26 protein-coding genes are annotated in these 23204 nt (G+C 55.1%); 12 read left to right on the top strand and 14 right to left on the bottom strand.

Annotated elements, in window-relative coordinates:
- Nucleotides 1-75: 75 nt before the first annotated feature.
- On the top strand, nucleotides 76-327 hold the full coding sequence (locus tag FA91_RS07550) for a hypothetical protein (RefSeq protein ID WP_034914177.1): 252 nt from the start codon (nucleotides 76-78) through the stop codon (nucleotides 325-327).
- On the opposite strand, the gene FA91_RS07545 is transcribed toward FA91_RS07550, so the two are convergent.
- The 3 genes from FA91_RS07545 to FA91_RS07535 form a co-directional block, all read right to left on the bottom strand.
- Nucleotides 324-524, bottom strand: coding sequence for a hypothetical protein (locus tag FA91_RS07545; RefSeq protein ID WP_034914175.1), 201 nt, complete (start codon nucleotides 522-524; stop codon nucleotides 324-326). The two genes, FA91_RS07550 and FA91_RS07545, sit on opposite strands and share 4 nt — an antisense overlap.
- Before the next feature lie 403 nt (nucleotides 525-927).
- Complete coding sequence (locus FA91_RS07540; RefSeq protein WP_034914173.1) at nucleotides 928-1218, bottom strand: phage holin family protein; 291 nt, start codon at nucleotides 1216-1218, stop codon at nucleotides 928-930.
- Nucleotides 1205-1585, bottom strand: a complete 381-nt coding sequence (locus FA91_RS07535) for a putative holin (RefSeq protein WP_034914171.1) — start codon at nucleotides 1583-1585, stop codon at nucleotides 1205-1207. The genes FA91_RS07540 and FA91_RS07535 overlap by 14 nt, the downstream gene beginning before the upstream one ends.
- Nucleotides 1586-2151: 566 nt before the next feature.
- On the opposite strand from FA91_RS07535, the gene FA91_RS07530 reads away from it, so the two are divergent.
- Nucleotides 2152-2595, top strand: coding sequence for a hypothetical protein (locus tag FA91_RS07530; protein ID WP_034914170.1), 444 nt, complete (start codon nucleotides 2152-2154; stop codon nucleotides 2593-2595).
- Between the two features lie 43 nt (nucleotides 2596-2638).
- Here the strand turns inward: FA91_RS07530 and FA91_RS07525 are convergent, their stop codons facing one another.
- The 3 genes from FA91_RS07525 to icd form a co-directional block, all read right to left on the bottom strand.
- Nucleotides 2639-3562, bottom strand: coding sequence for an alpha/beta hydrolase (locus tag FA91_RS07525; protein WP_034914168.1), 924 nt, complete (start codon nucleotides 3560-3562; stop codon nucleotides 2639-2641).
- Nucleotides 3563-3632: 70 nt separating this feature from the next.
- The gene (locus FA91_RS07520; RefSeq protein ID WP_034914166.1) at nucleotides 3633-4250 is read right to left on the bottom strand and encodes a TetR/AcrR family transcriptional regulator; all 618 of its coding nucleotides are present in this window, start codon (nucleotides 4248-4250) and stop codon (nucleotides 3633-3635) included.
- A gap of 175 nt (nucleotides 4251-4425) precedes the next feature.
- Nucleotides 4426-5676 (bottom strand): NADP-dependent isocitrate dehydrogenase, encoded by a 1251-nt coding sequence (gene icd, locus FA91_RS07515; RefSeq protein WP_034914163.1) that lies wholly within the window; start codon nucleotides 5674-5676, stop codon nucleotides 4426-4428.
- Nucleotides 5677-5777: 101 nt separating this feature from the next.
- Here icd and rluE point away from each other — a divergent pair, with 101 nt between their 5' ends.
- The 8 genes from rluE to FA91_RS07475 all read left to right on the top strand — a co-directional run bounded on the left by rluE (nucleotide 5778) and on the right by FA91_RS07475 (nucleotide 13615).
- Nucleotides 5778-6440 (top strand): 23S rRNA pseudouridine(2457) synthase RluE, encoded by a 663-nt coding sequence (rluE, locus tag FA91_RS07510; protein WP_072032296.1) that lies wholly within the window; start codon nucleotides 5778-5780, stop codon nucleotides 6438-6440.
- A 22-nt stretch (nucleotides 6441-6462) separates the two neighbouring features.
- Nucleotides 6463-6939 carry an NUDIX hydrolase gene (locus FA91_RS07505; protein ID WP_034914158.1) on the top strand — a complete coding sequence of 159 codons (477 nt, stop codon included), beginning with the start codon at nucleotides 6463-6465 and terminating at the stop codon, nucleotides 6937-6939.
- A gap of 59 nt (nucleotides 6940-6998) precedes the next feature.
- On the top strand, nucleotides 6999-8102 hold the full coding sequence (gene mnmA, locus FA91_RS07500; protein WP_034914156.1) for a tRNA 2-thiouridine(34) synthase MnmA: 1104 nt from the start codon (nucleotides 6999-7001) through the stop codon (nucleotides 8100-8102).
- 51 nt (nucleotides 8103-8153) lie between these two features.
- The gene (gene hflD, locus FA91_RS07495) at nucleotides 8154-8798 is read left to right on the top strand and encodes a high frequency lysogenization protein HflD (protein WP_034914153.1); all 645 of its coding nucleotides are present in this window, start codon (nucleotides 8154-8156) and stop codon (nucleotides 8796-8798) included.
- Between the two features lie 25 nt (nucleotides 8799-8823).
- Complete coding sequence (purB, locus tag FA91_RS07490; RefSeq protein WP_034914150.1) at nucleotides 8824-10194, top strand: adenylosuccinate lyase; 1371 nt, start codon at nucleotides 8824-8826, stop codon at nucleotides 10192-10194.
- Nucleotides 10195-10288: 94 nt separating this feature from the next.
- Entirely contained in the window at nucleotides 10289-10957 is a 669-nt protein-coding gene (phoP, locus tag FA91_RS07485; protein ID WP_034914148.1) for a two-component system response regulator PhoP, read from the top strand.
- Between the two features lie 3 nt (nucleotides 10958-10960).
- The gene (gene phoQ / locus FA91_RS07480; protein ID WP_034914146.1) at nucleotides 10961-12415 is read left to right on the top strand and encodes a two-component system sensor histidine kinase PhoQ; all 1455 of its coding nucleotides are present in this window, start codon (nucleotides 10961-10963) and stop codon (nucleotides 12413-12415) included.
- A 72-nt stretch (nucleotides 12416-12487) separates the two neighbouring features.
- Nucleotides 12488-13615, top strand: coding sequence for a cupin domain-containing protein (locus FA91_RS07475; protein ID WP_034914143.1), 1128 nt, complete (start codon nucleotides 12488-12490; stop codon nucleotides 13613-13615).
- A gap of 29 nt (nucleotides 13616-13644) precedes the next feature.
- Here the strand turns inward: FA91_RS07475 and pepT are convergent, their stop codons facing one another.
- Nucleotides 13645-14880, bottom strand: a complete 1236-nt coding sequence (gene pepT / locus FA91_RS07470) for a peptidase T (protein WP_034914141.1) — start codon at nucleotides 14878-14880, stop codon at nucleotides 13645-13647.
- 101 nt (nucleotides 14881-14981) lie between these two features.
- A complete protein-coding gene (locus FA91_RS07465; protein ID WP_034914138.1) occupies nucleotides 14982-15575 on the bottom strand; it encodes an XRE family transcriptional regulator in 594 nt (197 codons plus the stop codon).
- A gap of 84 nt (nucleotides 15576-15659) precedes the next feature.
- Between FA91_RS07465 and FA91_RS07460 the strand changes: the two genes are divergently transcribed.
- Nucleotides 15660-16850 (top strand): benzoate/H(+) symporter BenE family transporter, encoded by a 1191-nt coding sequence (locus FA91_RS07460; protein ID WP_034914136.1) that lies wholly within the window; start codon nucleotides 15660-15662, stop codon nucleotides 16848-16850.
- A 96-nt stretch (nucleotides 16851-16946) separates the two neighbouring features.
- On the opposite strand, the gene FA91_RS07455 is transcribed toward FA91_RS07460, so the two are convergent.
- The 6 genes from FA91_RS07455 to lolC all read right to left on the bottom strand — a co-directional run bounded on the left by FA91_RS07455 (nucleotide 16947) and on the right by lolC (nucleotide 22747).
- Nucleotides 16947-17492, bottom strand: a complete 546-nt coding sequence (locus FA91_RS07455; RefSeq protein ID WP_034914134.1) for an Ail/Lom family outer membrane beta-barrel protein — start codon at nucleotides 17490-17492, stop codon at nucleotides 16947-16949.
- A 369-nt stretch (nucleotides 17493-17861) separates the two neighbouring features.
- Entirely contained in the window at nucleotides 17862-18698 is an 837-nt protein-coding gene (gene cobB / locus FA91_RS07450; protein WP_034914133.1) for a Sir2 family NAD+-dependent deacetylase, read from the bottom strand.
- On the bottom strand, nucleotides 18695-19612 hold the full coding sequence (gene nagK / locus FA91_RS07445) for an N-acetylglucosamine kinase (RefSeq protein ID WP_034914131.1): 918 nt from the start codon (nucleotides 19610-19612) through the stop codon (nucleotides 18695-18697). The genes cobB and nagK overlap by 4 nt, the downstream gene beginning before the upstream one ends.
- A gap of 3 nt (nucleotides 19613-19615) precedes the next feature.
- Entirely contained in the window at nucleotides 19616-20860 is a 1245-nt protein-coding gene (gene lolE, locus FA91_RS07440; RefSeq protein WP_034914129.1) for a lipoprotein-releasing ABC transporter permease subunit LolE, read from the bottom strand.
- Nucleotides 20860-21555 (bottom strand): lipoprotein-releasing ABC transporter ATP-binding protein LolD, encoded by a 696-nt coding sequence (gene lolD / locus FA91_RS07435; protein WP_034914128.1) that lies wholly within the window; start codon nucleotides 21553-21555, stop codon nucleotides 20860-20862. Before lolD ends, lolE begins: the two co-directional genes overlap by 1 nt.
- Nucleotides 21548-22747, bottom strand: a complete 1200-nt coding sequence (gene lolC / locus FA91_RS07430; protein WP_034914125.1) for a lipoprotein-releasing ABC transporter permease subunit LolC — start codon at nucleotides 22745-22747, stop codon at nucleotides 21548-21550. Before lolC ends, lolD begins: the two co-directional genes overlap by 8 nt.
- A gap of 242 nt (nucleotides 22748-22989) precedes the next feature.
- On the opposite strand from lolC, the gene FA91_RS07425 reads away from it, so the two are divergent.
- Nucleotides 22990-23199: a hypothetical protein gene (locus FA91_RS07425; RefSeq protein ID WP_034914124.1), complete on the top strand. Its 210-nt coding sequence runs from the start codon at nucleotides 22990-22992 to the stop codon at nucleotides 23197-23199.
- Nucleotides 23200-23204: the final 5 nt, after the last annotated feature.

The following is a 23204-nucleotide window of genomic DNA, read 5'->3' as shown; positions in this document are numbered from 1 at the left end:
TAACCCGCAGTAATAAAGTTTTACCCCGTCGCGCCGAAATAAACAGTATACGATTTCAGCAGGCGGACAAGCACGATGGCCCTTGTTTATATACCGTCGTTGATCGGTTTACTGATCAACGCCGAACAGCGAAAAGGTAGCGTACTGACGCGCCTGGAAGTAGAAGCGATCCGCGATGGCAGCGTTTGCATTTCTGTACCGGACTTTATCGCCAGAAGTATGGAACCCGCCTGTGGATACAACGATATCGATCCGCAAAAATGCTGGGAAGAGTGGTCGCGCTACCGTAGCCGCCCACAGTCACCTTCCGGGTTAAGCTATGGTTAATTTTTTGAACGATCGTTAATTTCGCTATACAGCAGTTCATAGACCTGGGTTGCATACCCGGCACTATCGCGCAGCATTTGAATCGCATCTTCGAGCGTTTGCGGTTCTATCTGACCGACGATTCGCCATCCCAGAGCGATATTTTTTGCTTCTTCAAGCCGATCGGGTTGTGATTGAACAGACGCAGCCTCGGACACATGATTCTCCTGATTTGTGTTTTGGTCCTATTTTACGTTTCTGAAACGCGTCAGCTCAACCCTTCTCTTATAACTATAAGTGAATACAAAGCTCAATCAGGCACTTTTTGCTAGAAAAAAGACGCCAGACAGACTACCTCTGTACATTGTCGCTGTATTATCAGACAACCCGCACTCTGGCGTACACGCGGGTTTTCCTCCTGCGCAACGTAAAATTACTCTTCTCAGACGTTAGCTTCCTTTACTTTTAAAAATAAACAATTATTTACACATTCATGTTCAATTACGGCGCCATCATAGCAGTGTGTTATGAGCAGATCCGTTCTAATATAGAAACGTCTGAGACAATAATTACGTTCTTTTAAGAACTTTTAAAGTCTGAACAGCACGTTAGCCGCTGCAATCACTTATCAGGCTTAAGAACGGCAAAAATCAGTGCCACATTCCCTTTTGCACGATACACCGTTCCACAAAATATCAGGTTAAACGTGATGGATGACCAGCTCGCATGAGTGTAGGTATCAAAAAAAAAGCGAAAGGGCACGGTGGCGTAAGCAAGAATAATCAGGTATGCCAGCCAGGATGCCCATTTTTGATCTCTGGCGCCAGGCTTATGAAACAGCATCAAGCGCAGGACGATTGCTGTACAGATGGACACGTTTGCCCACACCATCAATAAATCATTTGTTACCATGGAATCCCCCTTTCCAGCGTGTTAACCATGCGGCTGGGTCCTGCTGACTAATAAAGGTTAAGGTTTTAATCGCCAGTGCCGAAAGCAAAATAGCGCCAAGACCATCCAATGGTGTATCGCTGTAGCCCACTAGTTGAGCAAGCTTGGTGCCAGCCAGCCCCGCGCCAAATACGCCAACCATCATTGAAACAAGGAAATAGGCCGCACGTACAAAAAGACGTAATTCCTGCGCGCCGGCCACATAGAAAACCGCACCAGCAAATGCCCCAAAAATTACGCTGTAATTGATACCATCCATATGACCAGTCACGCTTGCTCCTGCCGACGCCACAGCGCCCATGGTGACTGCTAACAGATGTCCAGACATATTGCCCCCTATGACTACAGCGCCTTCAAAAAAGCAGAGATAAAAAAATCCCGGTCAGGGCCAGGATTTTTAAAGGTATCGGTCATTGCTGATGCAGCGAATGTTATCACTCTATCTTGAGAATCGCGTACGCGTGAGCATTTTTCTCAAAATTTTATAATTTTTTTTCGTTTTTTAAATCAACAAGATAAAAATTATCGTTGTATATAACCTCAGTGGAACAGACGTTTTATTGATCTTTCAAACAAACAGCTAAACAAAACGGCGCCTTCGTCATACCCCTGATCATTAACCAGGTGAAAGGAGATGATTGTGTGATGAATGTCTGGACCGGTAACGTCGATGTTTTATTAAAGTTCCTATCCACCTGACCGATGTATGTAGCACGACACCAGAACAGTCATCGAACATCATGCAATTAATTAAACCTGTTGAGTTAGCGTTGCTCTCTGTCACCCTTATCTACTGTTTTGCTATGTCTTCGTGGTTTTGGTAAGACAAACGTTATGGCAGCAACCTGCCCTGTCTGATACTTTTATTAAATCGCTACCCTGAGAGAGAGCACCATGGCCAGCTATGAAGAGTTGTGGCACGTTATTGATATGCGAGTGCGGGAAAACAATGACATCAGTCACGCAGAGATTAGCGATTCAGGGAATGTCAGAGGCCAGGCGGCAATACAACGTATTGCGCAAATTTTCATCCTGGAAATACTGCTGGAAAGACATCGCGAAAAATATGCCAGCGTTTTCTTTCCCTTAACGGGAGAAGAGGCACTGCATCATCTGGTGTTCAAAAGAACCGGATGGCGACCTTTTGAAGCGAAATCGCTCTCCCTGAGTGATGCAATGTTTGTCATTGCAGAACTTTTCAGAGAGGAGAATCTTCCTTCTGACGCGGTTATTTTCATCCGTGAACAGGGCATTAAAAACGTTTCCTATCCGGTACATGACTTCTCGGAAAAAGACTGGGATCCGCGCGAAAACGCCGTCTTCCTGAAGCAGAAATAAGCAGGCTGCGGGCGCGCTGTGCGCCCGTATTACCCGGTTGGGTTTAAAAAAATTCGCGCAGTTCCCTGGCGAGCGCGGCGGGTTGTTCTTCGGGAATAAAATGCCCGCAGTGCGGAATAACGACGCCCGACACGTTTTCGGCGAAAGCGCGCAATGGAGCGGCCATGTCATTAATGGAGCCATAGTCTGCGCTGACCGCCAGCACCGGCACCTTTAGTTTACCTTCAGCCTGAAGCGCCCTGTTCTGTTCCGCAGAAAGTTCGGCAGCGCGATAGTAAGCCAGGCCAGCACGCAGCCCGCCGCTGCGGTTCATTACCCGCAAATACTCCTCAATATCACTCTCCTGGAAGGTTTCGGGATTGGCCGTTTTCCTTTTTAAAAACCACGCAAGATAGGTTCGCTCGCGACCGGTGATCAACGCTTCGGGCAAATCCGGGATGGCGTGAAAGGCAAAATGCCAGGTTCGCCACGCTTTATCCGCTGAAACGGGCAGCGCGTCGGGTAAAGTGATGCCAGGGATACCGGCGTCCAGTAACGCCATACGTTTCACCTCGTTGCTGTAAAGCGCTGCATAAGGCCAGGCCACCCAGGCGCCCACATCGTGCGCGACCAGAAAGTATTGACGAATATCGAGCTGCGCCAGCAGCCCGTGCACCGTCTCTGCCAGCGTGCGCGTATCATAGCCGGTTTCGGGCCGATCGGAGTCGCCCTGACCAGGAAGATCGGGGGCGATAACACGATAGCGATCGCCGAGTAGGCGCATCACTTTCCGCCAGGCATACCAGCTCTGCGGAAATCCCGCCAGCAGCACCACTGTTTCACCTGAATGGTTTCCACCGATCACGTAGTGCATGCGCACACCGTCGACCAGCGCGTAGCGGTGCTCAAACCCGTTAAGTTCGCTATCACGTCGGGTAGCAGGTTGCGCCCCGGTAAGGCGGGGCGTCGCGTCTTTGTCATTTTGCATGGTTATTCCTCAACTGAGTTTACAGGCGCGGGCACTTTCGGTAACGATCGTGTCCAAATTAATGAAATTTTTAATCCAGCAGCTTCATTGCCAGCCGCAGGGTGTCTTCAGGATCAATAATGTTCTCAATTTTCCCTACCACACGCATACCGAAAACAAGGCAGAGTATTAGCTGCGCCGCCGCTTCAGCGTTCAGCCTTTGAGAAAACGATCCGTCCTGCTGCCCTTCCTCGACCAGAGTGACAATCAGGCGCTTGTTGCGCATCACGGCCTGCTCCACCAGCTCCGCCAGTTCCTTATCCAGCCCCGTTAACGCCACCACGCTACCCACCACCAGGCACCCTCGCCTGCCTTCCACATCGTGCGCGGAATCAATATAAAATCGTAGCAGCGCCATCAGCCGTTCCCGGCCATCAGCGAGGCTTTCAAGCCTGCGACGCAGTTCTGTATTACGACAGGAGGTATAGCGTTCAAACGCGCGAAGAAACAGCGTGCGCTTGTCTGTAAACGCTTTATAAATACTGCCCGAGGTCAGCATCATTGCTGCACTGAGATCGGTGATGGAGGCGGCATGAAAGCCCTTCTGCCTGAAGAGCTGCATGGCCCTCTCCAGCGCGCGATCGGTGTCGAATTCTCTGGGGCGTCCGCGATCTTTGCGCGGCGTTTGGGTCGAAACTGAATTGTTCATCGTGATTCTTTATGGAAACGATCGTATCCAAATTATAGTCATAAGCACCCCACACGCAAGTTATCTCTACGCGTCGGTGAGAATCGGCTTATTTTATGCTGTTGGTTAAGGATATTGAAAACAGAAAGCCGACATAAATTCACACTTATGTCGGCTTTATCATTCGAAGCGAGCGTTACATGTGTTTAATCATCGCATCGCCAAACTCTGAAGATTTCAGCAGCTTAGCGCCTTCCATCTGACGCTCGAAGTCGTAGGTCACGGTTTTGGCGGCGATTGCGCCTTCCATGCCTTTAACAATAAGGTCAGCGGCTTCGAACCATTCCATGTGACGCAGCATCATTTCAGCTGAGAGAATAACGGAACCAGGGTTCACCTTATCCTGTCCGGCATATTTTGGCGCGGTGCCGTGCGTGGCTTCAAACAGCGCACACTCGTCGCCGATGTTGGCGCCAGGAGCAATACCAATACCACCCACCTGAGCCGCCAGGGCGTCAGAGATGTAGTCGCCGTTCAGGTTCATACAGGCGATAACGTCATACTCCGCAGGACGCAGCAGGATCTGTTGCAGGAACGCATCGGCAATCACGTCTTTAATCACGATCTCTTTGCCGCTGTTCGGGTTCTTAATTTTCATCCACGGGCCGCCGTCAATCAGCTCGCCGCCGAACTCTTCTTTCGCCAGCTGGTAACCCCAGTCTTTGAAAGCGCCTTCGGTGAACTTCATGATGTTGCCTTTATGGACCAGGGTCACGGAATCACGATCGTTGGTGATTGCATACTCGATTGCCGCGCGAACCAGGCGTTTGGTGCCGGCTTCAGAGCATGGCTTGATGCCGATACCGCACTGCTCAGGGAAGCGAATTTTCTTCACGCCCATCTCGTCGCGCAGGAATTTAATCACTTTATCTGCTTCAGCAGAACCCGCTTTCCATTCGATACCTGCATAGATATCCTCAGAGTTTTCACGGAAAATCACCATGTCGGTATCTTCAGGACGTTTAACCGGGCTTGGAGTGCCGGTGTAGTAGCGAACCGGACGCAGGCAGATATAAAGGTCGAGCTGCTGGCGCAGCGCCACGTTCAATGAACGAATACCACCGCCAACCGGCGTAGTCAGCGGGCCTTTGATGGCAACGCGGTACTCTTTGATCAGATCAAGCGTTTCTTCTGGCAGCCAGACGTCCTGACCGTACAGCTCAACGGATTTTTCACCGGTGTAAATTTCCATCCAGGAAATTTTACGCTCACCGTTGTAGGCTTTCTTCACGGCAGCATCGACCACTTTAATCATCACGGGAGAGACGTCCACGCCAATGCCGTCGCCTTCGATAAACGGGATGATTGGGTTGTTAGGTACGTTCAGTTTCCCCTGGTCCAGGGTAATTTTCTGACCTTCCGCCGGAACAACTACTTTGCTTTCCATCAACCTCTCCTTCGAGCGCTTATTTGTTAATGATTTGTAAGATGCGCGTCAATACTACTTGAATATTGCCGTCGCGCCAATCATCTCAGGTTTACGTTATAATGCGCTCATTATTATCGGGTGCAAATAACATGCGTAAATCTTTCGTTAAGAATCACCGCGTTAAACGATTCAGCCCTGCCAGCGCAGCAAAACCGCCGGCCAAAGGGCCACGCCGCGTTATCGTTTTCAATAAGCCTTTCGACGTGCTGCCGCAGTTCACCGACGAAGCCAGGCGTCAAACGCTGAAGGATTTTGTGCCCGTGGCCGATGTCTACGCGGCCGGGCGACTTGACCGCGACAGCGAAGGCCTGATGGTATTAACCAACGATGGCGCGCTCCAGGCAAAGCTCACCCAGCCGGGCCAGCGCACCGGCAAAATCTACTTTGTGCAGGTTGAAGGTGAGCCTGCTGAAGAGTGCCTGCAACGGCTGCGCGATGGCGTTAATCTGAAAGATGGCGCAACGCTGCCTGCCAGCGTTGAGCGCGTAACGGAACCTGACTGGCTCTGGCCGCGTAATCCGCCCATTCGTGAGCGCAAAAGCATCCCGGTGAGCTGGTTGAAAATAACCCTGCATGAAGGGCGCAACAGGCAGGTACGGCGCATGACCGCACACATTGGTTTCCCCACGCTGCGCCTGATCAGGTTCGCAGTGAGCGCGCTGGAGCTGGGCGACTTGCAGCCCGGCGAATGGCGTGAGATAAGCGGCGAAAGCATCCGCTAAATAGTCGAACAAGGAGGCAGGTATGTTTAAACCCCACGTAACCGTGGCGACGGTCGTTCAGGCGGAAGGTCATTTTCTGGTGGTCGAGGAGATGGTGCGCGGGCGCGCTACCTGGAATCAGCCTGCCGGGCATCTTGAGGCAGACGAAACGCTGCTTCAGGCCGCCGCGCGTGAGCTGTATGAGGAAACGGGACTGGAAGGCGTACCGCAGGCGTTTCTGAAGCTGCATCAGTGGATAGCACCGGATAACACGCCCTTTCTGCGCTTTCTCTTCGCGCTGGATTTACCAAAAATGCTGCCCACTTATCCGCAGGATCGCGACATTGACCGCTGCTGGTGGCTGCCGCCGGAGCAGATCCTGACGGCAAAAAAGCTGCGTTCTCCGCTGGTTGCGGAAAGCATCCTGATCTATCAGCAGGGCGAACGTTTCCCGCTGGATTTGCTTCGCGCGTTTCACTGGCCCTTTAGCGAGGATGCGCCCGCCGCTGACGCGTGGTAAACTACGCCGCAATTTTAAAGGGCAACCTTTGAACCGCCACACTACGTCAGGACCTTCTCATGTCTCTCAGTCAGAAAAAAGTGATCGTCGGCATGTCCGGCGGCGTTGATTCCTCCGTTTCAGCCTGGCTTTTGCAGCAGCAGGGCTATCAGGTTGAAGGCCTGTTCATGAAAAACTGGGAAGAGGACGATGGAGAAGAGTACTGCACGGCGGCGGAAGACCTCGCCGACGCGCGTGCGGTTTGCGACCGGTTGGGGATTCGCCTGCACACGGTCAACTTTGCCGCCGAATACTGGGACAACGTCTTCGAACACTTCCTTGAAGAGTATAAGGCAGGCCGTACTCCTAATCCGGATATTCTCTGTAATAAAGAGATCAAATTTAAAGCCTTTCTGGACTTTGCCGCCGACGATCTCGGCGCTGATTTTATCGCCACCGGTCACTATGTTCGCCGTCAGGAGATTAACGGTAAAAGCCGTTTGCTGCGCGGTCTGGACGATAACAAAGACCAGAGCTACTTCCTCTATACGCTGAGCCATGAGCAAATTGCCCGGAGTCTGTTTCCCGTAGGCGAACTCGCCAAACCGGAGGTGCGCCGTCTGGCGGAAGAGCTGGAACTGGCTACCGCCACGAAAAAAGACTCTACCGGCATCTGCTTTATCGGCGAACGCAAATTCCGCGACTTCCTTGGGCGCTATCTGCCCGCGCGTCCCGGCCTGATTGTGAATACCGACGGTGAAACCGTCGGCGAGCATCAGGGGCTGATGTATCATACGCTTGGTCAGCGCAAAGGGCTGGGTATCGGCGGCACCAAAGAAGGCAGCGAAGATCCGTGGTACGTGGTTGATAAGGATGTGGCAAACAACCTGCTGGTGGTAGCACAGGGGCCCACGCATCCGCGCCTGATGTCGGTTGGCCTTATCGCACAGCAGCTTCACTGGGTCGATCGCGAGACGCTGCGCGAACCGCTGCGTTGCACGGTGAAAACGCGCTATCGTCAGACAGACATTCCCTGCACGCTTCACCCGGAATCCGACGATCGTATTGAAGTGCGCTTCGATGAACCGGTTGCCGCCGTTACGCCCGGCCAGTCAGCGGTATTTTATCTTGATGAAATTTGTCTCGGCGGCGGCATAATCGAAGCGCGTTTGCCGTTAATCTGATTTACCGCTGCCGCGCGACGTCTCAGGCGTGCCGGTTTTACAGGAGTAACCGTGGCTAAAAATTATTATGACATCACGCTGGCGCTGGCCGGGATTTGTCAGTCGGCCCATCTGGTGCAGCAGCTTGCGCATCAGGGGCACTGCGCCGGCGAGGCGCTTGATACCTCGTTGAAAAGCGTTATCGATCTGAATCCGCCCTCCACGCTGGCGGTTTTCGGCAACGATGAAAGCAATCTGCGGCCCGGACTGGAGTCGCTTTTAGGCATGCTGAACAGCAGCAGCCGACGCGGTGCCGGGGCAGAACTGACGCGCTATACCCTCAGCCTGATGGTGCTGGAGCGTAAGCTCAGCGCCAGTAAAACCGCTATCAATACGCTAGCGGAACGCATTGCGCAGTTGGATCGCCAGCTGGCGCACTACGATCTGAATTCCGATACGCTGCTGGGCGCCATGGCGGCCATTTATGTTGACGTGATCAGCCCGCTCGGCCCGCGTATTCAGGTGACCGGTTCGCCCGCCGTGCTGCAAAACAGCCAGATCCAGAGCAAAGTTCGCGCCACGCTGCTGGCCGGTATTCGCGCCGCCGTGCTGTGGCATCAGGTTGGCGGCGGCCGCCTGCAACTGATGTTTTCGCGCAACCGCCTTGCCAGAGAAGCAAAGCAAATGCTGTCCCGCATGTCCGGGCCTTCACTTTAAACTTAATTGTCCAGGAGTCGCACTGATGGAATTATCCTCTCTGACCGCTGTATCACCCGTTGACGGCCGCTATGGCGACAAAGTCAGCCCGCTACGCGGCATCTTCAGCGAATATGGCCTGCTGAAGTTTCGCGTGGAGGTTGAGGTTCGCTGGTTACAAAAGCTGGCCGCCTGCGCAGAGATCGGGGAAGTTCCTGCATTTGACGCCGACGCAAACGCTTTCCTCGATGCCATTGTCGCTGATTTTAATCAGGAAGACGCCGCACGTATTAAAACCATTGAGCGCACCACCAATCATGATGTGAAGGCCGTCGAATATTTCCTGAAGGAAAAAGTTGCGAACGTTCCGGCGCTGCACGCCGTGTCTGAATTTATTCACTTCGCCTGTACCTCTGAAGATATCAATAATCTGTCGCACGCCCTGATGCTGGAAACGGCCCGCCGTGAGGTGATCCTGCCTTACTGGCAGCAGATCATCGGTGCGGTGAAGGCGCTTGCCACACAGTATCGCGACATTCCCCTGCTCTCACGCACCCACGGTCAGCCCGCCACGCCATCAACGCTCGGCAAAGAGATGGCGAACGTGGCTTACCGTTTCGAACGCCAGCTGCGTCAACTTGAGCGCGTTGAAATACTGGGCAAAATTAACGGCGCGGTGGGTAACTATAATGCGCACATCGCCGCCTATCCGGACGTGGACTGGCATCAACTGAGCGAAAGCTTTGTGACCTCGCTGGGGATCACCTGGAACCCTTACACCACGCAGATTGAGCCGCACGATTACATTGCAGAACTGTTCGACTGCATCGCTCGCTTCAACACCATCCTGATCGATTTCGATCGCGATATCTGGGGCTACGTGGCGCTTAACCACTTCAAACAGAAAACCATTGCCGGCGAGATCGGCTCTTCGACCATGCCGCATAAAGTCAACCCGATCGACTTCGAAAACTCAGAAGGCAATCTGGGCCTGGCGAATGCGGTGATGCAACATCTGGCGAGCAAGCTGCCGGTGTCCCGCTGGCAGCGTGACCTGACCGATTCGACGGTGCTGCGCAACCTCGGCGTCGGCGTCGGCTATGCGATCATCGCCTATCAGGCCACGCTGAAGGGCATCTCCAAATTGGAAGTGAACCGCGACCGCCTGCTTGACGAGCTGGATCATAACTGGGAAGTGCTGGCAGAGCCTGTCCAGACCGTGATGCGCCGTTACGGCATCGAAAAACCTTATGAGAAGCTGAAAGAGCTGACGCGCGGCAAACGCGTGGACGCGGAAGGCATGAAGGCCTTTATCGACGGTCTGGCGCTGCCGGAAGAAGAAAAAACCCGGCTGAAGCAGATGACGCCGGCCAACTATCTCGGCCGCGCCGTGCAGATGGTTGACGATCTGAAGTAACCCCCGCCGGGCCGGTTTCCCCGGCCCGCGTTAACGCATGGTTTAGCTCTTTTACTCTATACTCAGCCGGATCACCTTGTTTAAGAGTATTGATATGCGTGTACTGATTGTGGAAGATAATTCTGTGCTCCGCCACCACCTCGCCGTGCAGCTACGCGAGATGGGCCATCAGGTTGATGCTGCGGAGGATGCCAAAGAAGCGGACTATTACCTCAGCGAACATACGCCGGATATTACGCTGGTCGATTTAGGCCTGCCTGATGAAGACGGCATGACGCTGATCCGCCGCTGGCGCGCACAGGCGGCGAAACAGCCGATCCTGGTGCTGACGGCGCGGGACGGCTGGCAGGCGAAAGTTGAAGCGCTGGAAGCCGGTGCCGACGACTACGTCACCAAACCTTTTCACATTGAGGAAGTAGTCGCACGCATGCAGGCGCTGATGCGCCGCAACAGCGGCCTCGCCTCGCAGGTGGTCACGCTGGGCGCATTTCAGATTGACCTTTCGCGCCGGGAACTCAAAATCAGCGAGCAGCAAATTAAACTCACCGCCTTTGAATACACCATTATCGAAACGCTGATCCGCAACGCAGGCAAGGTGGTCAGCAAAGATTCCCTGATGCTTCAGCTTTACCCGGACGCGGAACTGCGCGAAAGCCATACCATTGATGTACTGATGGGCCGGCTGCGTAAAAAGATGCTGGCCGAGCATCCGGGCGACGTGATAACGACCGTGCGTGGTCAGGGCTACCGGTTTGATCTCTGACCGATGAAGCGCTTTCGCTCTGCCCGCCCCTTCTCGCTGCGCGCCCGTTTTCTGCTGGCTACCGCCGCCGTGGTGCTGATCCTGTCGCTCTCCTGGGGCATGGTGGCGGTCTTCGGCTACGTGGTCAGTTTCGATAAAAACAGCTATCGGGTGATGCGCGGCGAAAGCAATCTGTTCTTTACCCTCGCACAGTGGCAGGACGATCGGTTGACTATCGCTAAACCAGAGCGCGTCTCGCTTAATTTCCCCACCCTGGTGTTTATCTATAACGATAAAGGCAAGCTGCTGTGGCAACTACGCGACGTGCCGGAAATCCGCAAAAAAATCAAAAAGAACTGGCTGAAGCACGCCGATTTTTATGAAATCGATACCGATAACAGCACCAGCCGCCAGGCGCTGGGTAACGATCAGGAAGCGCAGAACCGACTCACCGCCTATGACGATGACAATAACGACACGTTCACGCACTCTGTCGCGGTCAATCGCTATACGGCGACTGCCTCGCTGCCCGCGCTCACCATCGTCGTGGTCGATACCATTCCGCAGCAGCTTCAGCACGCCGACGTGGTGTGGTCGTGGTTCAGCTATGTGCTGCTGGTCAATCTGCTGCTGGTTATTCCGTTGCTGTGGCTGGCGGCGCACTGGAGCCTGCGTCCGATCGGCACGCTGGCCGGCCAGGTTCGCGAGCTGGAGAGCGGCAGCCGCGACACGCTTGAGCCGCACCCACCGCAGGAGTTGCGCAGCCTGGTACGCAATCTCAATCTGCTGCTGGATAACGAACATCAGCGCCATACGCGCTATCGCACCACGCTGAGCGACCTCACCCACAGCCTGAAAACGCCGCTGGCGGTGCTGCAAACCACCTTGCGATCGCTGCGCGGCACGCTGCCGATTGAACAGGCAGAACCAATCATGTTAGAGCAGATCAGCCGTATTTCGCAGCAAATTGGCTACTATCTGCATCGCGCCAGCATGGAGGCGGATCACAACGTGCTTAAGCGTGATCTTCATTCGGTGCCTGCCCTGCTCGACAGCCTCTGCTCGGCGCTGAATAAAGTTTATCAACACAAAGGCGTGACGCTCACGCTGGATATTTCTCCTGAACTGACCTTCATCGGCGATCAAAATGACTTTATGGAAGTGATGGGCAACGTGCTGGATAACGCCTGCAAATACTGCCTTGAATTTGTGGAGATCAGCGCGAGACAGACGGACGATCAGCTGCATCTGATCGTCGAGGACGATGGCCCCGGCATCCCGGAAAGCAAGCGGGATATGATTTTTATTCGCGGACAGCGCGCCGACACGCTGAGACCGGGTCAGGGTTTGGGACTGTCGGTTGCCCGCGATATTCTGGAACAGTACACCGGCGATATTATTGCGACGACCAGCCCGCTCGGCGGCGCAAAGATGGAGGTGGTTTTTCGCCGCCAGGGCGTGCTGCACGACGATCCCTGACCATGCGGCAAATGCCTGGCGCTCACAGTGCTGTTATACTCGGTTAAATTCAGCGTCACAGGAAAATTGCTCATGGATTATCAGCTCGATCTCAACTGGCCCGACTTCATTCAGCGCTACTGGCAGAAACGTCCGGTAGTGCTCAAGCGCGGATTTAAAGACTTTATCGATCCCATCTCGCCGGATGAACTGGCCGGGCTGGCGATGGAGAACGAAGTGGACAGCCGCCTGGTCAGCCATCAGGACGGCAAGTGGCAGGTCAGCCACGGCCCGTTTGAAAGCTACGATCACCTTGGTGAGAATAACTGGTCGCTGCTGGTACAGGCGGTCGATCACTGGCATGAGGCTTCTGCCGCGCTGATGCGACCGTTTCGCTTCCTGCCGGACTGGCGCATCGACGATCTGATGATCTCCTTCGCGGTGCCGGGCGGCGGCGTCGGGCCCCATCTCGATCAATATGATGTCTTCATCATTCAGGGAACCGGCCGTCGCCGCTGGCGCGTGGGCGAAAAAGTGCCGATGAAACAGCACTGCCCGCACCCCGATTTGTTACAGGTCGATCCTTTTGAAGCGATCATTGACGAAGAGCTGGAACCGGGCGACATCCTCTATATTCCGCCGGGCTTCCCGCATGAAGATTATTCGCTGGAAAATGCCATCAACTACTCCGTTGGCTTCCGTGCGCCGAGCGGACGCGAGCTGATCAGCGGCTTCGCCGACTATGTGTTGTCACGCGAGCTGGGCAGCTATCGCTTTGCCGATCCGGATATTCAACCGCGCGACAACCCGGCCGAGATCCTGCCACAGGAGATCGACGGCATTCGCGCCATGATGCTTGAGGTGGTGAATCAGCCGGAACAGTTTAACCAGTGGTTCGGCGAGTTTATCTCCCAGTCACGCCACGAGCTTGATGCCGCGCCGCCGGAGCCGCCTTATCAGCCGGATGAAATATACGATGCGCTGCACGAAGGTGACTCACTGACCCGCCTGGGCGGCCTGCGCGTACTGCAAATTGGGCAGACCGTTTTTGTTAATGGCGAGCAGGTGGAATCTTCACAGCACGCTGCGCTGATGAGCATGGCGAACCAGCAGGTTCTGAATGCTGAAGCGCTGGGTGTCGCGCTGGACGATCCCTCTTTCCTGACGCAGCTCACCGCACTGGTCAACTGCGGTTACTGGTTTTTTAGCGAAGAAGAGTAATACTCTCCGGCCCTGAACGGGCCGGATGTTTATTGCTTGCGGGCGCGCTCGGCGGTTAACGCGGCGATGCGCGTAATGGTCGCCACCGCTTTTTCCATGTTGTCCAGCGAAGCAAACTCATGCTTACCGTGATAGTTGTAGCCGCCGGTAAACAAATTTGGACACGGCAGCCCCATAAATGAGAGCGCCGCGCCGTCGGTTCCACCGCGTATGGGCTTCACGTCCGGTTCAATATCCAGATCCCGCATCGCCTGAAGCGCAATATCAATAATATGTGGATGCGCCTCAATTTTTTCTTTCATATTGAAGTAGCTGTCGTCGATCTGCACCTCAATTGAGCAGTCGGCATGAAGCCCTTTTGAAAGCGATGCAGCAATATTCTGCATGGTCTGTTTGCGCGCTGCAAAACTGTCACGGTCAAAATCGCGAATAATGTAGTGCAACTCCGCCTTATCAACCACGCCCTTGATGCCGTGCAGATGATAAAAGCCTTCATAGCCTGACGTCTGCTCCGGTACCTCTTTCTCTGGCATCGCCGCATGAAAACGCATCGCCAGATCCAGCGCGTTAACCATCACGCCCTTCGCTGTGCCCGGATGAACGTTATTACCCGTGATCTTAACGGTCACCGAAGCGGCATTGAAGTTTTCATATTCAAACTCGCCCATGCCGCCGCCGTCAACGGTGTAGGCCCACGCCGCGCCAAACGCGTTGACGTCAAAGCTGCGGGTGCCGCGTCCTACCTCTTCATCCGGCGTGAAAGCGATGCGAATGTCGCCATGCGCAATGTTTTCACCTTTTAAACGCGCCAGCGCAGTCATAATTTCCGCCACGCCGGCTTTATCATCCGCGCCCAGCAGGGTTTTGCCGTCGGTGGTGATCAGCGTATGCCCGGTCAGACTGTGCAGCACCGGAAACATCACCGGCGAGAGAATTTCATCGCCCATGCCTAAAGCGATGTCGCCGCCGCGATAGTTTTCAACAATCTGTGGCGTCACATGCTTTGCCGTGAAGTCTGGCGACGTATCCATGTGGGCGATAAATCCAATGGTCGGCACCGGCCACGCTACGGTGGAAGGCAGCGTCGCCATAACAATTCCGTGATCGCTTAGCGTAACGTCTGACAGCCCCAGCGCTTCAAGCTCCGCTTTGAGCACGCGAGCCAGCGTCCACTGCCCCTCCGTGCTTGGCACCTGCCGCACATTACTTTTGGACTGCGTGTCGTAAGAAACATAGTTTAAGAAGCGATCGAGTAATTTGTTCATCTGTCGTCCCTCTGAATACGAGCACATATTATTAACATCTCAGCGCCCCGGAGTTTTGCGTCAGGTCACTTCCGCAGCGAAAAATCCATGCACTGTTAACTTTAGCGGCTTGTGGCATCGTCGGGCCATATTTTCTGCGCGCCGTAGTGAATGAGACTGTAAAAGCGCGCCGTCTGGCTGCCATCATTGCGATACGTATGCGGTCGATCGGCCTGAAAACGCAGCCCCTGCTCTGCCTCAAGCGTATGCCACTGGTCACTGACCTTCAGCATCAGCTGGCCCTCGATCACGATAACGTGTTCAATGACGCCGCGTTCATGCGCCGAGGACACGCTGCATTGCCCGGCAGCCAGCTCAACGATCAGCATGTCGACGCGCAGCTCGTCATCAAAGGGAAACATTGACGCCGCGCGCATGGCAGCGCTGTGCTGCTGCCAGACAGGCTGCGGTGCGCCAGGCGTCGCTTTGCCAGGGGCATCAGGTAACCGCGAAGTGATAAACAGCGAAAACGGCACGTTAAAACCCGTGGCGATTTTCCACAGCGTGGCGACCGTCGGGCTGGATTCTCCTCGCTCGATTTGCCCCAGCATCGCTTTACTGACGCCGGTTTGCGCGGCAGTCTGGCTCAGGCTCCAGGCGCGCGCGGCGCGCAGCGCTTTCAGCGTTGATCCCGGATCGGGCGGTAAATCACTCATGGCGGCTCCCTGACAAGATTCAGTTTGTGCGTTATAACGCACAATGCTACATTGGACGTTATAACGCACAACAGCCGGTTTATTATGCTCTCTCACCCCTCGCTACGTCATCTGACTTTTCCTGCCATCACTGCTGGTCTGGTGGCGGTGCTGGTGGGCTATGCCAGCTCCGCCGCGCTGATCTTCCAGGCGGCAGAGGCCGCCGGGGCATCCGCTCTACAAACTGGTGGCTGGCTGACCATGCTTGGCCTGGCGATGGGCGTGACCTCAATCGGCCTGTCGCTCTGGTATCGCACGCCTGTCCTCACCGCCTGGTCTACGCCAGGCGCAGCATTGCTGGCAACCAGCCTGCCGGGAACGTCCGTCGCTGAGGCGGTCGGCGTATTTATATTCGCCTCCGCGCTGATCCTGCTGTGTGGCGTCACCGGCCTGTTTGCCCGCCTGATGAATCATATTCCTCAGGCGATCTCTGCCGCGATGCTGGCCGGTATTCTGCTGCGCTTCGGCATGGATGCATTTACTTCCTTATCGCTCGACTTTCCGCTGGCGGGCAGCATGTGTCTGGCCTGGCTGCTGTGTCGACGCTATCTGCCGCGTTACGCCGTTGTTATTGCCCTGCTGACCGGGCTGCTGGCGGCGGCACTGAGCGGCAGCATTCATTTCAGCGATGAGCCGCTGCGTTTTTCTCTGCCAGCGTACACCGCGCCGCACTTCACGTTTGCGACGCTGCTGGGCATCGGCCTGCCGTTTTTTATTGTTACCATGGCTTCGCAAAACGCACCGGGCATCGCCACGCTCAGGGCGGCAGGTTATCCCACCCCGGTTTCTTCACTGATGAGCTGGACCGGCCTGGCTGCGCTGCTGCTCGCGCCTTTTGGCGTATTTTCCGTCTGCATCGCGGCCATTACCGCCGCCATTTGCATGGGGCCGGAAGTGCACCCCGATCCGCAACGCCGCTACTGGGGCGCCGTCTGCGCGGGTTTTTTCTATCTGGTTGCGGGTATTTTTGGTGCTGCGGTAGTGCAGCTTTTCAACGCCGTTCCGCCAGCGTTAATTCATACTCTTGCCGGGCTGGCGCTGCTGGGGACGATTGCGGGCAGCCTGCAACGCGCGCTGGCGGACGAGTCACAGCGTGATGCAGCGGTTATCACCTTTCTGATTACCGCTTCAGGACTCAGCCTGCTCGGCATTGGCGCAGCGTTTTGGGGCGTATTGGGCGGTGTGATAGCACATCTGGCGCTGAGGCTTCCGGAGAGGAAAAAGCGGTTGTTATAAAGACGGATATTCGCTGAAAGTTGACGGGATCCTCGTTATCAATCGTAGGGAGGCAATACAGGTGGGACGCTGCCCACCTGACAGACAAAAGAAACGTCAGAAACGGTAGCCTACACCAACGTTGAAACCGTTGGCTTTAACCTGTTCAAATTTCGCCCCTTCGTAGCCGATATCGATAGCGACATTTTCCCACGGGTTAATCTGCACGCCGAGGCCCCAGGCCGCTTTCGTTTCTGTGGCGGTAGCGTTATAAGCAACACGCGATCCATAATAGGTTTCTTTATAACTGAATTGCTCTTTTGCACGCGCTACACCAACAAGACCGTACAGACTGACATAATCATTCACGCGCCACGCAGGCCCCATCATCAGAGAAGCGTAGGTTACTTTGTCTTTTGCATAAGCGGTGTTGTCATACCCATAGCGCTGTTCATCATCTCCACGTGCATAGGTAAGTGAACCGATCACGCTTATCGGCGAGTCCCATTCATAGCGATATTTCACCGTAGCGCCTTTCGTTGCAGGCAAATTGCTCGCTTTAATGTGTGAATAACCGAGCGTGACGGTATGGTCTCCGGCAAAGGTTGTGCAAGGTGTAAGGGTAACAGCAAAAAGTCCGGCAGCTAAAATAGCGTATTTCATAAATACTTATCGTCCTTAATATATTAAATACAACTGTTTATTAGAGAGTTATTGCGTTAATAATCTTCTGCTTATTTTATTAACGGCCTCCATGACATCAATAGAATAACCTCAATTTTCATTATCTGAAAATAAAAATCAAGGTATTTCATAAAACACAATAAAACAGTAATGGTTTATTAAACGTTAATGTTACATAAACGATAAATAAAATAGAGACGGGTATTATTAAAATAACCCCTTATCACAAAGAAAAGTAATAAATTAACGTAACAGGCGTAGTAATAAATATACCGGGGTTGTTGAGTTTATTACTGTCAAGTGAGAGAGCGATCGTCATGCGATCGCTTTTATGATAACAGAAGCGGCCTAACGGCCAACTTTTTGCAGCAGGCCCTGCACAAATGCCGGTACAATTTCGCTTGCCAGTCCGTACTTCACATCCTCAAACTGGCTGCCGACCTGGCTGGGCTCCAGATTCAATTCAACGGTATGTGCACCGTGTAATTTTGCCTCATGCACGAAGCCCGCCGCTGGATAGACATGCCCGGAGGTACCGATAGCAATAAAATACTCCGCCTGCGCCAGCGCGTCGTAGATCTCATCCATCTGCAACGGCATTTCGCCAAACCACACCACATGCGGCCGCAGTGCGGAAGGAAACTGGCAGCAGTGGCAGCGATCGTCGGGCCCGACGTCTTCCGTCCAGTGCAGGATTTGCCCGCTGTTGGCGCAGCGTACTTTCAGCAGCTCGCCATGCATATGGATGACGTTACGGTTGCCGGCGCGCTCATGCAGGTTATCGATATTCTGCGTCACCAGTAAAAAACGATCGCCGAGCATCGACTCCAGCTCAGCCAGTGCCAGATGCGCAGCATTGGGCTGGATTTCCGGCTGCTGGAGCTGACGACGGCGGGCGTTGTAGAATGCCTGAACTTTAGCAGGATCGCGGGCGAAGCCTTCCGGCGTCGCCACCTCCTCCACTTTATGATCTTCCCACAGACCGTCGGCGGCGCGGAAGGTACGAATGCCCGACTCCGCCGAAATGCCTGCGCCGGTCAGCACCACCACACGCGGCAGCGGGTTGCGGGCGATCTCCAGATTACGATCGCGCTCAAAAATACGCTGACGAAAGCGTTGATGGACCTGACGACGATTTTTTTTATAACGTGCCAACCGCAGGCGGCGACGGGGCGTACGAATCATAAACTATCCTCAACATGCAGGAAGGCGGCACCGCGCATTCCTCCCGCGTCTCCGTGACGCGCTTTCTCAAAGCGGGGCGCTTTGGCAACCGACAAAAGATGCGGCGTAACGCTTTCAGCCAGCCCCTCATAAAGCGCGTCGAAATTTGAAAGGCCACCGCCCAGCACCACCAGATGCGGATCCAGCACCGTCAGCAGGTTGCCCAGGCAGATCGCCAACAGCGCCCTGAAGCGCGCAGTATGGGCAATGGCCCGTTCGTCTCCCTGATAATAGCGGGCAATGATTTCAGGCGCACTGAGAGCGCACTGATTATGCTGCTGCCACAGGCGCGAAAAACCCGGCCCGGAGAGCCAGGTTTCAATACAGCCACGTTTTCCGCAGCCGCACAGCGGCAGGGTGACGTCGCGTCCAAGGATCTCCAGCGCATCCACCGGCAGGCGCATGTGTCCCACCTCACCCACAATATAATTTCGGCCGGTCACCGGCTTGCCATCAACGATCAGGCCTCCGCCGACGCCCGTGCCGAGTATTAACCCCAGCACCACCGGGTAGACCTGAAACTCATCATCCCAGGCTTCAGAGAGCGCGAAGCAGTTTGCATCGTTATCAATGCGCACCTCGCGCGACAGCCGCCTGCTGAGATCGGCCTGTAGCGTTTTGCCGCGCGCGGCGGGAATGTTGGCGGTAAAAAGCGTGCCGTCATCGGGCACCGGCAACCCCGGCACGCCAATGCCCACGCTGCCACGCTCGCCGCAAAACGCGTCAGCTTCCTGCGTCAGCAAAGTCAGCGCATCCAGTAACGCCGCATAATCTTCTTTCGGCGTAGCAATGCGTTTAGTCCACACCTGCCGCCGTTGCCGGTTATAAACGCCCAACGCGATTTTGCTCCCGCCAATATCAAAGCCGTAATACATCGTTTACTGCCCGCTCAGTACACGCGCAGGATCGATGCGGCTGGCGCGTCTTGCCGGATACCAACTGGCAACCAGACTCAGCACCAGCGACGTTCCCAGTACGATGACGACGTCCAGCCAGTGCACTTCCGACGGCAGGAAATCGATAAAATAGATATCGCCCGACAGAAAGTGCGAACCGGTCAGCGACTCAATACCGCGAATGATCGGAGAAAGGTTAAAGGCGGCGAGCACGCCGACCACCACGCCGCTGACGCTGCCCACCAAACCGGCCAGCAGGCCGTACCAGATAAAAATGGCGCGGATCAGGCCGTCGCCCGCGCCCAGCGTGCGCAGCACCGCGATATCGCCGCTCTTGTCTTTGACCGCCATCACCAGCGTGGAGACAATATTGAAGCAGGCCACGCCGATCACCAGCACCATCGCCAGATACATAATGGCGCGGATCATCTGAATGTCACGGTACATATAGCCGTAGGTGCCAATCCAGCTACGGATATAAACGTACGACTGCGTCACCTCGCCCGCATCGCGAACCAGTTTCTGCGCAAGAAACGGGTTATTCATTTTCATCGCAATGCCCGTGACGTTGTCACCCATACTGAGATACTGCTGCGCATCTTTCAGCGGCACCAGCGCGAGGCTGTGATCGAGCATGCCGCTCAGCGCCAGAATGCCGCTGACCTGAAGCCGTACGCGCTGCGGCTGCAACAGTTTATGCTCAGGATCGCTGTTGGGGATCAGGATGGTGAGCCAGTCGCCCTCTTTCACTTTCAGGCTGTTCGCCACGCCCTGACCTAAAATAATTTGCTGCTTGCCTGCGCCAAAACGTTGCCAGGCGCCGTTTTGCACCCAGGAAGGCAGCGCGCTCAGTTTTGTCTCCTGCTGAGGATCAACGCCTTTCACCTGCACCGCCTGGAGCTTCGCGCCGCTCTCAATCAGGCCGGTAAAATTGATATAGGGCGCGGCAGCAGCGATGCCCGGCACCTTCGCGACTTTCGGCAGTAACGCCTGCCAGCCGCTGAACGGCTGGTTGACCGGCTCGATTTCGCCATGCGGCACCACCGCCAGAATGCGGTTATTCAACTCCCGTTCAAAGCCGTTCATCGCACTGAGGCCGACGATCAGCACCGCCACGCCCAGCGCGATGCCAACGGTTGAGATAATGGAGATCAGCGAAACCATGCCGCTGCGCCGACGCCCACGACTGAAGCGCAGGCCCAGTAAAAGTGAGAGCGAACCAGCCATTACCGTGCCCCTGTCGGGGAAGTCAGCTGGCCGTCGCGCATCTCCATCTGCCGCGTCAGCCGCTTCGCCAGATGCAGATCGTGCGTCACCACCAGAAACGCCGTGCCCTGTCGCACATTCAACTCGCCGAGCAGATCGAAAATGGCGTCGGCGTTGCGCGCGTCAAGGTTCCCGGTCGGCTCATCGGCCAGTACCAGACGCGGCGTGTTCACCAGTGCACGGGCTATCGCCACGCGTTGACGTTCACCACCGGAAAGCTCAGCGGGACGATGTGCGGCACGTTTCTCTAACCCCACCGCGGCCAGCATTTCGCGCGCTTTTGCTTCCGCTTCCGCCTTGCTTTTTTTCCCGATCAACAGCGGCATGGCAACGTTTTCCAGCGCGCTGAAGTCCGGCAGGAGATGGTGAAACTGATAAATAAAGCCCAGCTCGCGGTTACGCATGTCGGCTTTTGCCGCCTGGGACATGCCGTTCAGCGACTTGCCACTAAATATCACATCGCCGGAGGTTGGCGTATCAAGCCCGCCCAGCAGATGCATCAGCGTACTTTTACCGGAGCCGGAACTGCCGACGATGGCCATCATTTCGCCCGGTGCCACGTTAAAAGAGACGTTGCGCAGGACATCGGTCTGCACGCTGCCTTCCTGATAGCGTTTGCACAGGTTGTCGCACTGCAACAGAATCGAACTACTCATAACGTAAAGCCTCAGCGGGTTGAACGGCGGCAGCGCGCCAGGAAGGATAAAGCGTTGAAAGCAGCGCAACGACCATCGCAATAAGGGTGATGGTCGCCACCTGCGGCAGAGAAATCTCAACCGGCAGCGCCGCGCCGTCAAGGAAGGCGCCAATCAGCGGCATCAGATTATTAAGCTGGCTGGCCAGCAACAGGCCGAGCAGCGCGCCCAGCAGCGATCCGACAATGCCCGCCGTCGCGCCCTGTACCATAAACACCATCACGATTTGCCGCCGCGTCAGTCCCTGGGTTTGCAGAATAGCCACTTCGCCCTGCTTCTCCATAATCAGCAGGCCAAGCGAGGTAATAATATTAAACGCCGCCACCGCGACGATCAGGCTGAGCAGCAGGCCCATCATGTTTTTTTCCATGCGTACCGCCTGGAAAAGTTCGCCCTTGCGCTCGCGCCAGTCTTTCCATACCAGACCGTCCGGCAGCGTCTGTTTACTGAGCGTATCAACCTGAAGCGGCTTATCCAGCCACAGTCGCCAGCCGGTGATATTGCCCGGCGGATAGCGCATCAGTTTTGATGCATCCTGCTGATTGGTAAGAATTTGATAGCCGTCGACCTCGCTGTTGGCGGCAAAGGTGCCAATCACGGTAAACAGGCGCTGGCTGGGCAGACGGCCCATTGGCGTGAACTGGCTGGCGGACGGCACCATCAGGCGGATCTGCTCGCCGCGCTTCACGCCAAGCTGGGCCGCAAGCTGCTCGCCCATAATCACATTGTATTTGCCGGACTGAAGATCGCCCTGCTCGACGTTAACCAAAAAAGGCGACAGCGGATCCGGCTCGTCCGGATTGATGCCCAACATTACGCCAACGCCAACGCTGCGCGCGCTCTGAAGCACCACGTCGCCGGTGGTCAGCGGCGTAATGTTACTGGCGCCGTGCACCTTAAGCGACGCTGCGGGCGTCTGTTGCGGATTGATTGAGCCTTTCTCACTGGTGATCAGCGCCTGCGGCATCAAATTCAGGGTGCTTTTTTCCAGTTCATGTTCGAAGCCGTTCATAACCGACAGAACGGTCACCAGCGCCAGCACGCCCAGCGTGATACCGATGGCGGAGAGCCAGGAGACGAACCGCCCGAAGCGGTCCGACGCGCGTCCACGCATGTAGCGCAGACCAATAAATAACGCGACAGGTTGATACATAGGATCCGTCTTGTAGCGAAGCGTTAGCAAAAGTGATCGAAGATAATAAAGGTTAGCGGAACGTTATGGAACCATAACCCGCTGACTATTCTGCTTAGTTTTGTCAGCAGGCATGACATCGTGGCGGAAAAAATGCATGTTGATTAAATTTAGCGCAGCCCGGCGAAATTCTTCACTATAAGACGGCAGAAGCGTGTTTAAACCCTACAATTAAAACGGGAAACGCGTACAGGAGAAGCACGATGCCAAAATTTCCAAAAGGCAGTATTGTCAGGCATAAAACCGGCGACATCAAAGGAATGGTGATTAACGTGTTCGAACCGGGCGATGCGCCAGCGGGCTATTACGTGAAGTGGGATGACGGCAATCACAGCTATCACGGCGAAAAAGAGCTCGTCTGGGCAAACATTGACCGACCCAGAATGCACTACACTCAACAATCGCCAAAATAGCGGTA

This window comes from Erwinia sp. 9145 (assembly GCF_000745075.1).
Lineage (GTDB): Bacteria > Pseudomonadota > Gammaproteobacteria > Enterobacterales > Enterobacteriaceae > Erwinia > Erwinia oleae.
This window is presented reverse-complemented; position numbering and strand designations above follow the sequence as displayed.

Coding starts and splice junctions, on each gene's coding strand:
- lolD (WP_034914128.1), bottom strand. CDS start 21,555: ATGAGTAGTTCGATTCTGTTGCAGTGCGACAACCTGTGCAAACGCTAT.
- FA91_RS07525 (WP_034914168.1), bottom strand. CDS start 3,562: ATGCAAAATGACAAAGACGCGACGCCCCGCCTTACCGGGGCGCAACCT.
- FA91_RS07505 (WP_034914158.1), top strand. CDS start 6,463: ATGTTTAAACCCCACGTAACCGTGGCGACGGTCGTTCAGGCGGAAGGT.
- FA91_RS07540 (WP_034914173.1), bottom strand. CDS start 1,218: ATGGTAACAAATGATTTATTGATGGTGTGGGCAAACGTGTCCATCTGT.
- pepT (WP_034914141.1), bottom strand. CDS start 14,880: ATGAACAAATTACTCGATCGCTTCTTAAACTATGTTTCTTACGACACG.
- phoP (WP_034914148.1), top strand. CDS start 10,289: ATGCGTGTACTGATTGTGGAAGATAATTCTGTGCTCCGCCACCACCTC.
- icd (WP_034914163.1), bottom strand. CDS start 5,676: ATGGAAAGCAAAGTAGTTGTTCCGGCGGAAGGTCAGAAAATTACCCTG.
- FA91_RS07425 (WP_034914124.1), top strand. CDS start 22,990: ATGCCAAAATTTCCAAAAGGCAGTATTGTCAGGCATAAAACCGGCGAC.
- mnmA (WP_034914156.1), top strand. CDS start 6,999: ATGTCTCTCAGTCAGAAAAAAGTGATCGTCGGCATGTCCGGCGGCGTT.
- FA91_RS07465 (WP_034914138.1), bottom strand. CDS start 15,575: ATGAGTGATTTACCGCCCGATCCGGGATCAACGCTGAAAGCGCTGCGC.
- purB (WP_034914150.1), top strand. CDS start 8,824: ATGGAATTATCCTCTCTGACCGCTGTATCACCCGTTGACGGCCGCTAT.
- FA91_RS07530 (WP_034914170.1), top strand. CDS start 2,152: ATGGCCAGCTATGAAGAGTTGTGGCACGTTATTGATATGCGAGTGCGG.
- rluE (WP_072032296.1), top strand. CDS start 5,778: ATGCGCTCATTATTATCGGGTGCAAATAACATGCGTAAATCTTTCGTT.
- lolE (WP_034914129.1), bottom strand. CDS start 20,860: ATGGCTGGTTCGCTCTCACTTTTACTGGGCCTGCGCTTCAGTCGTGGG.
- FA91_RS07460 (WP_034914136.1), top strand. CDS start 15,660: ATGCTCTCTCACCCCTCGCTACGTCATCTGACTTTTCCTGCCATCACT.
- FA91_RS07475 (WP_034914143.1), top strand. CDS start 12,488: ATGGATTATCAGCTCGATCTCAACTGGCCCGACTTCATTCAGCGCTAC.
- nagK (WP_034914131.1), bottom strand. CDS start 19,612: ATGTATTACGGCTTTGATATTGGCGGGAGCAAAATCGCGTTGGGCGTT.
- FA91_RS07520 (WP_034914166.1), bottom strand. CDS start 4,250: ATGAACAATTCAGTTTCGACCCAAACGCCGCGCAAAGATCGCGGACGC.
- FA91_RS07550 (WP_034914177.1), top strand. CDS start 76: ATGGCCCTTGTTTATATACCGTCGTTGATCGGTTTACTGATCAACGCC.
- lolC (WP_034914125.1), bottom strand. CDS start 22,747: ATGTATCAACCTGTCGCGTTATTTATTGGTCTGCGCTACATGCGTGGA.
- FA91_RS07535 (WP_034914171.1), bottom strand. CDS start 1,585: ATGTCTGGACATCTGTTAGCAGTCACCATGGGCGCTGTGGCGTCGGCA.
- phoQ (WP_034914146.1), top strand. CDS start 10,961: ATGAAGCGCTTTCGCTCTGCCCGCCCCTTCTCGCTGCGCGCCCGTTTT.
- cobB (WP_034914133.1), bottom strand. CDS start 18,698: ATGATTCGTACGCCCCGTCGCCGCCTGCGGTTGGCACGTTATAAAAAA.
- FA91_RS07455 (WP_034914134.1), bottom strand. CDS start 17,492: ATGAAATACGCTATTTTAGCTGCCGGACTTTTTGCTGTTACCCTTACA.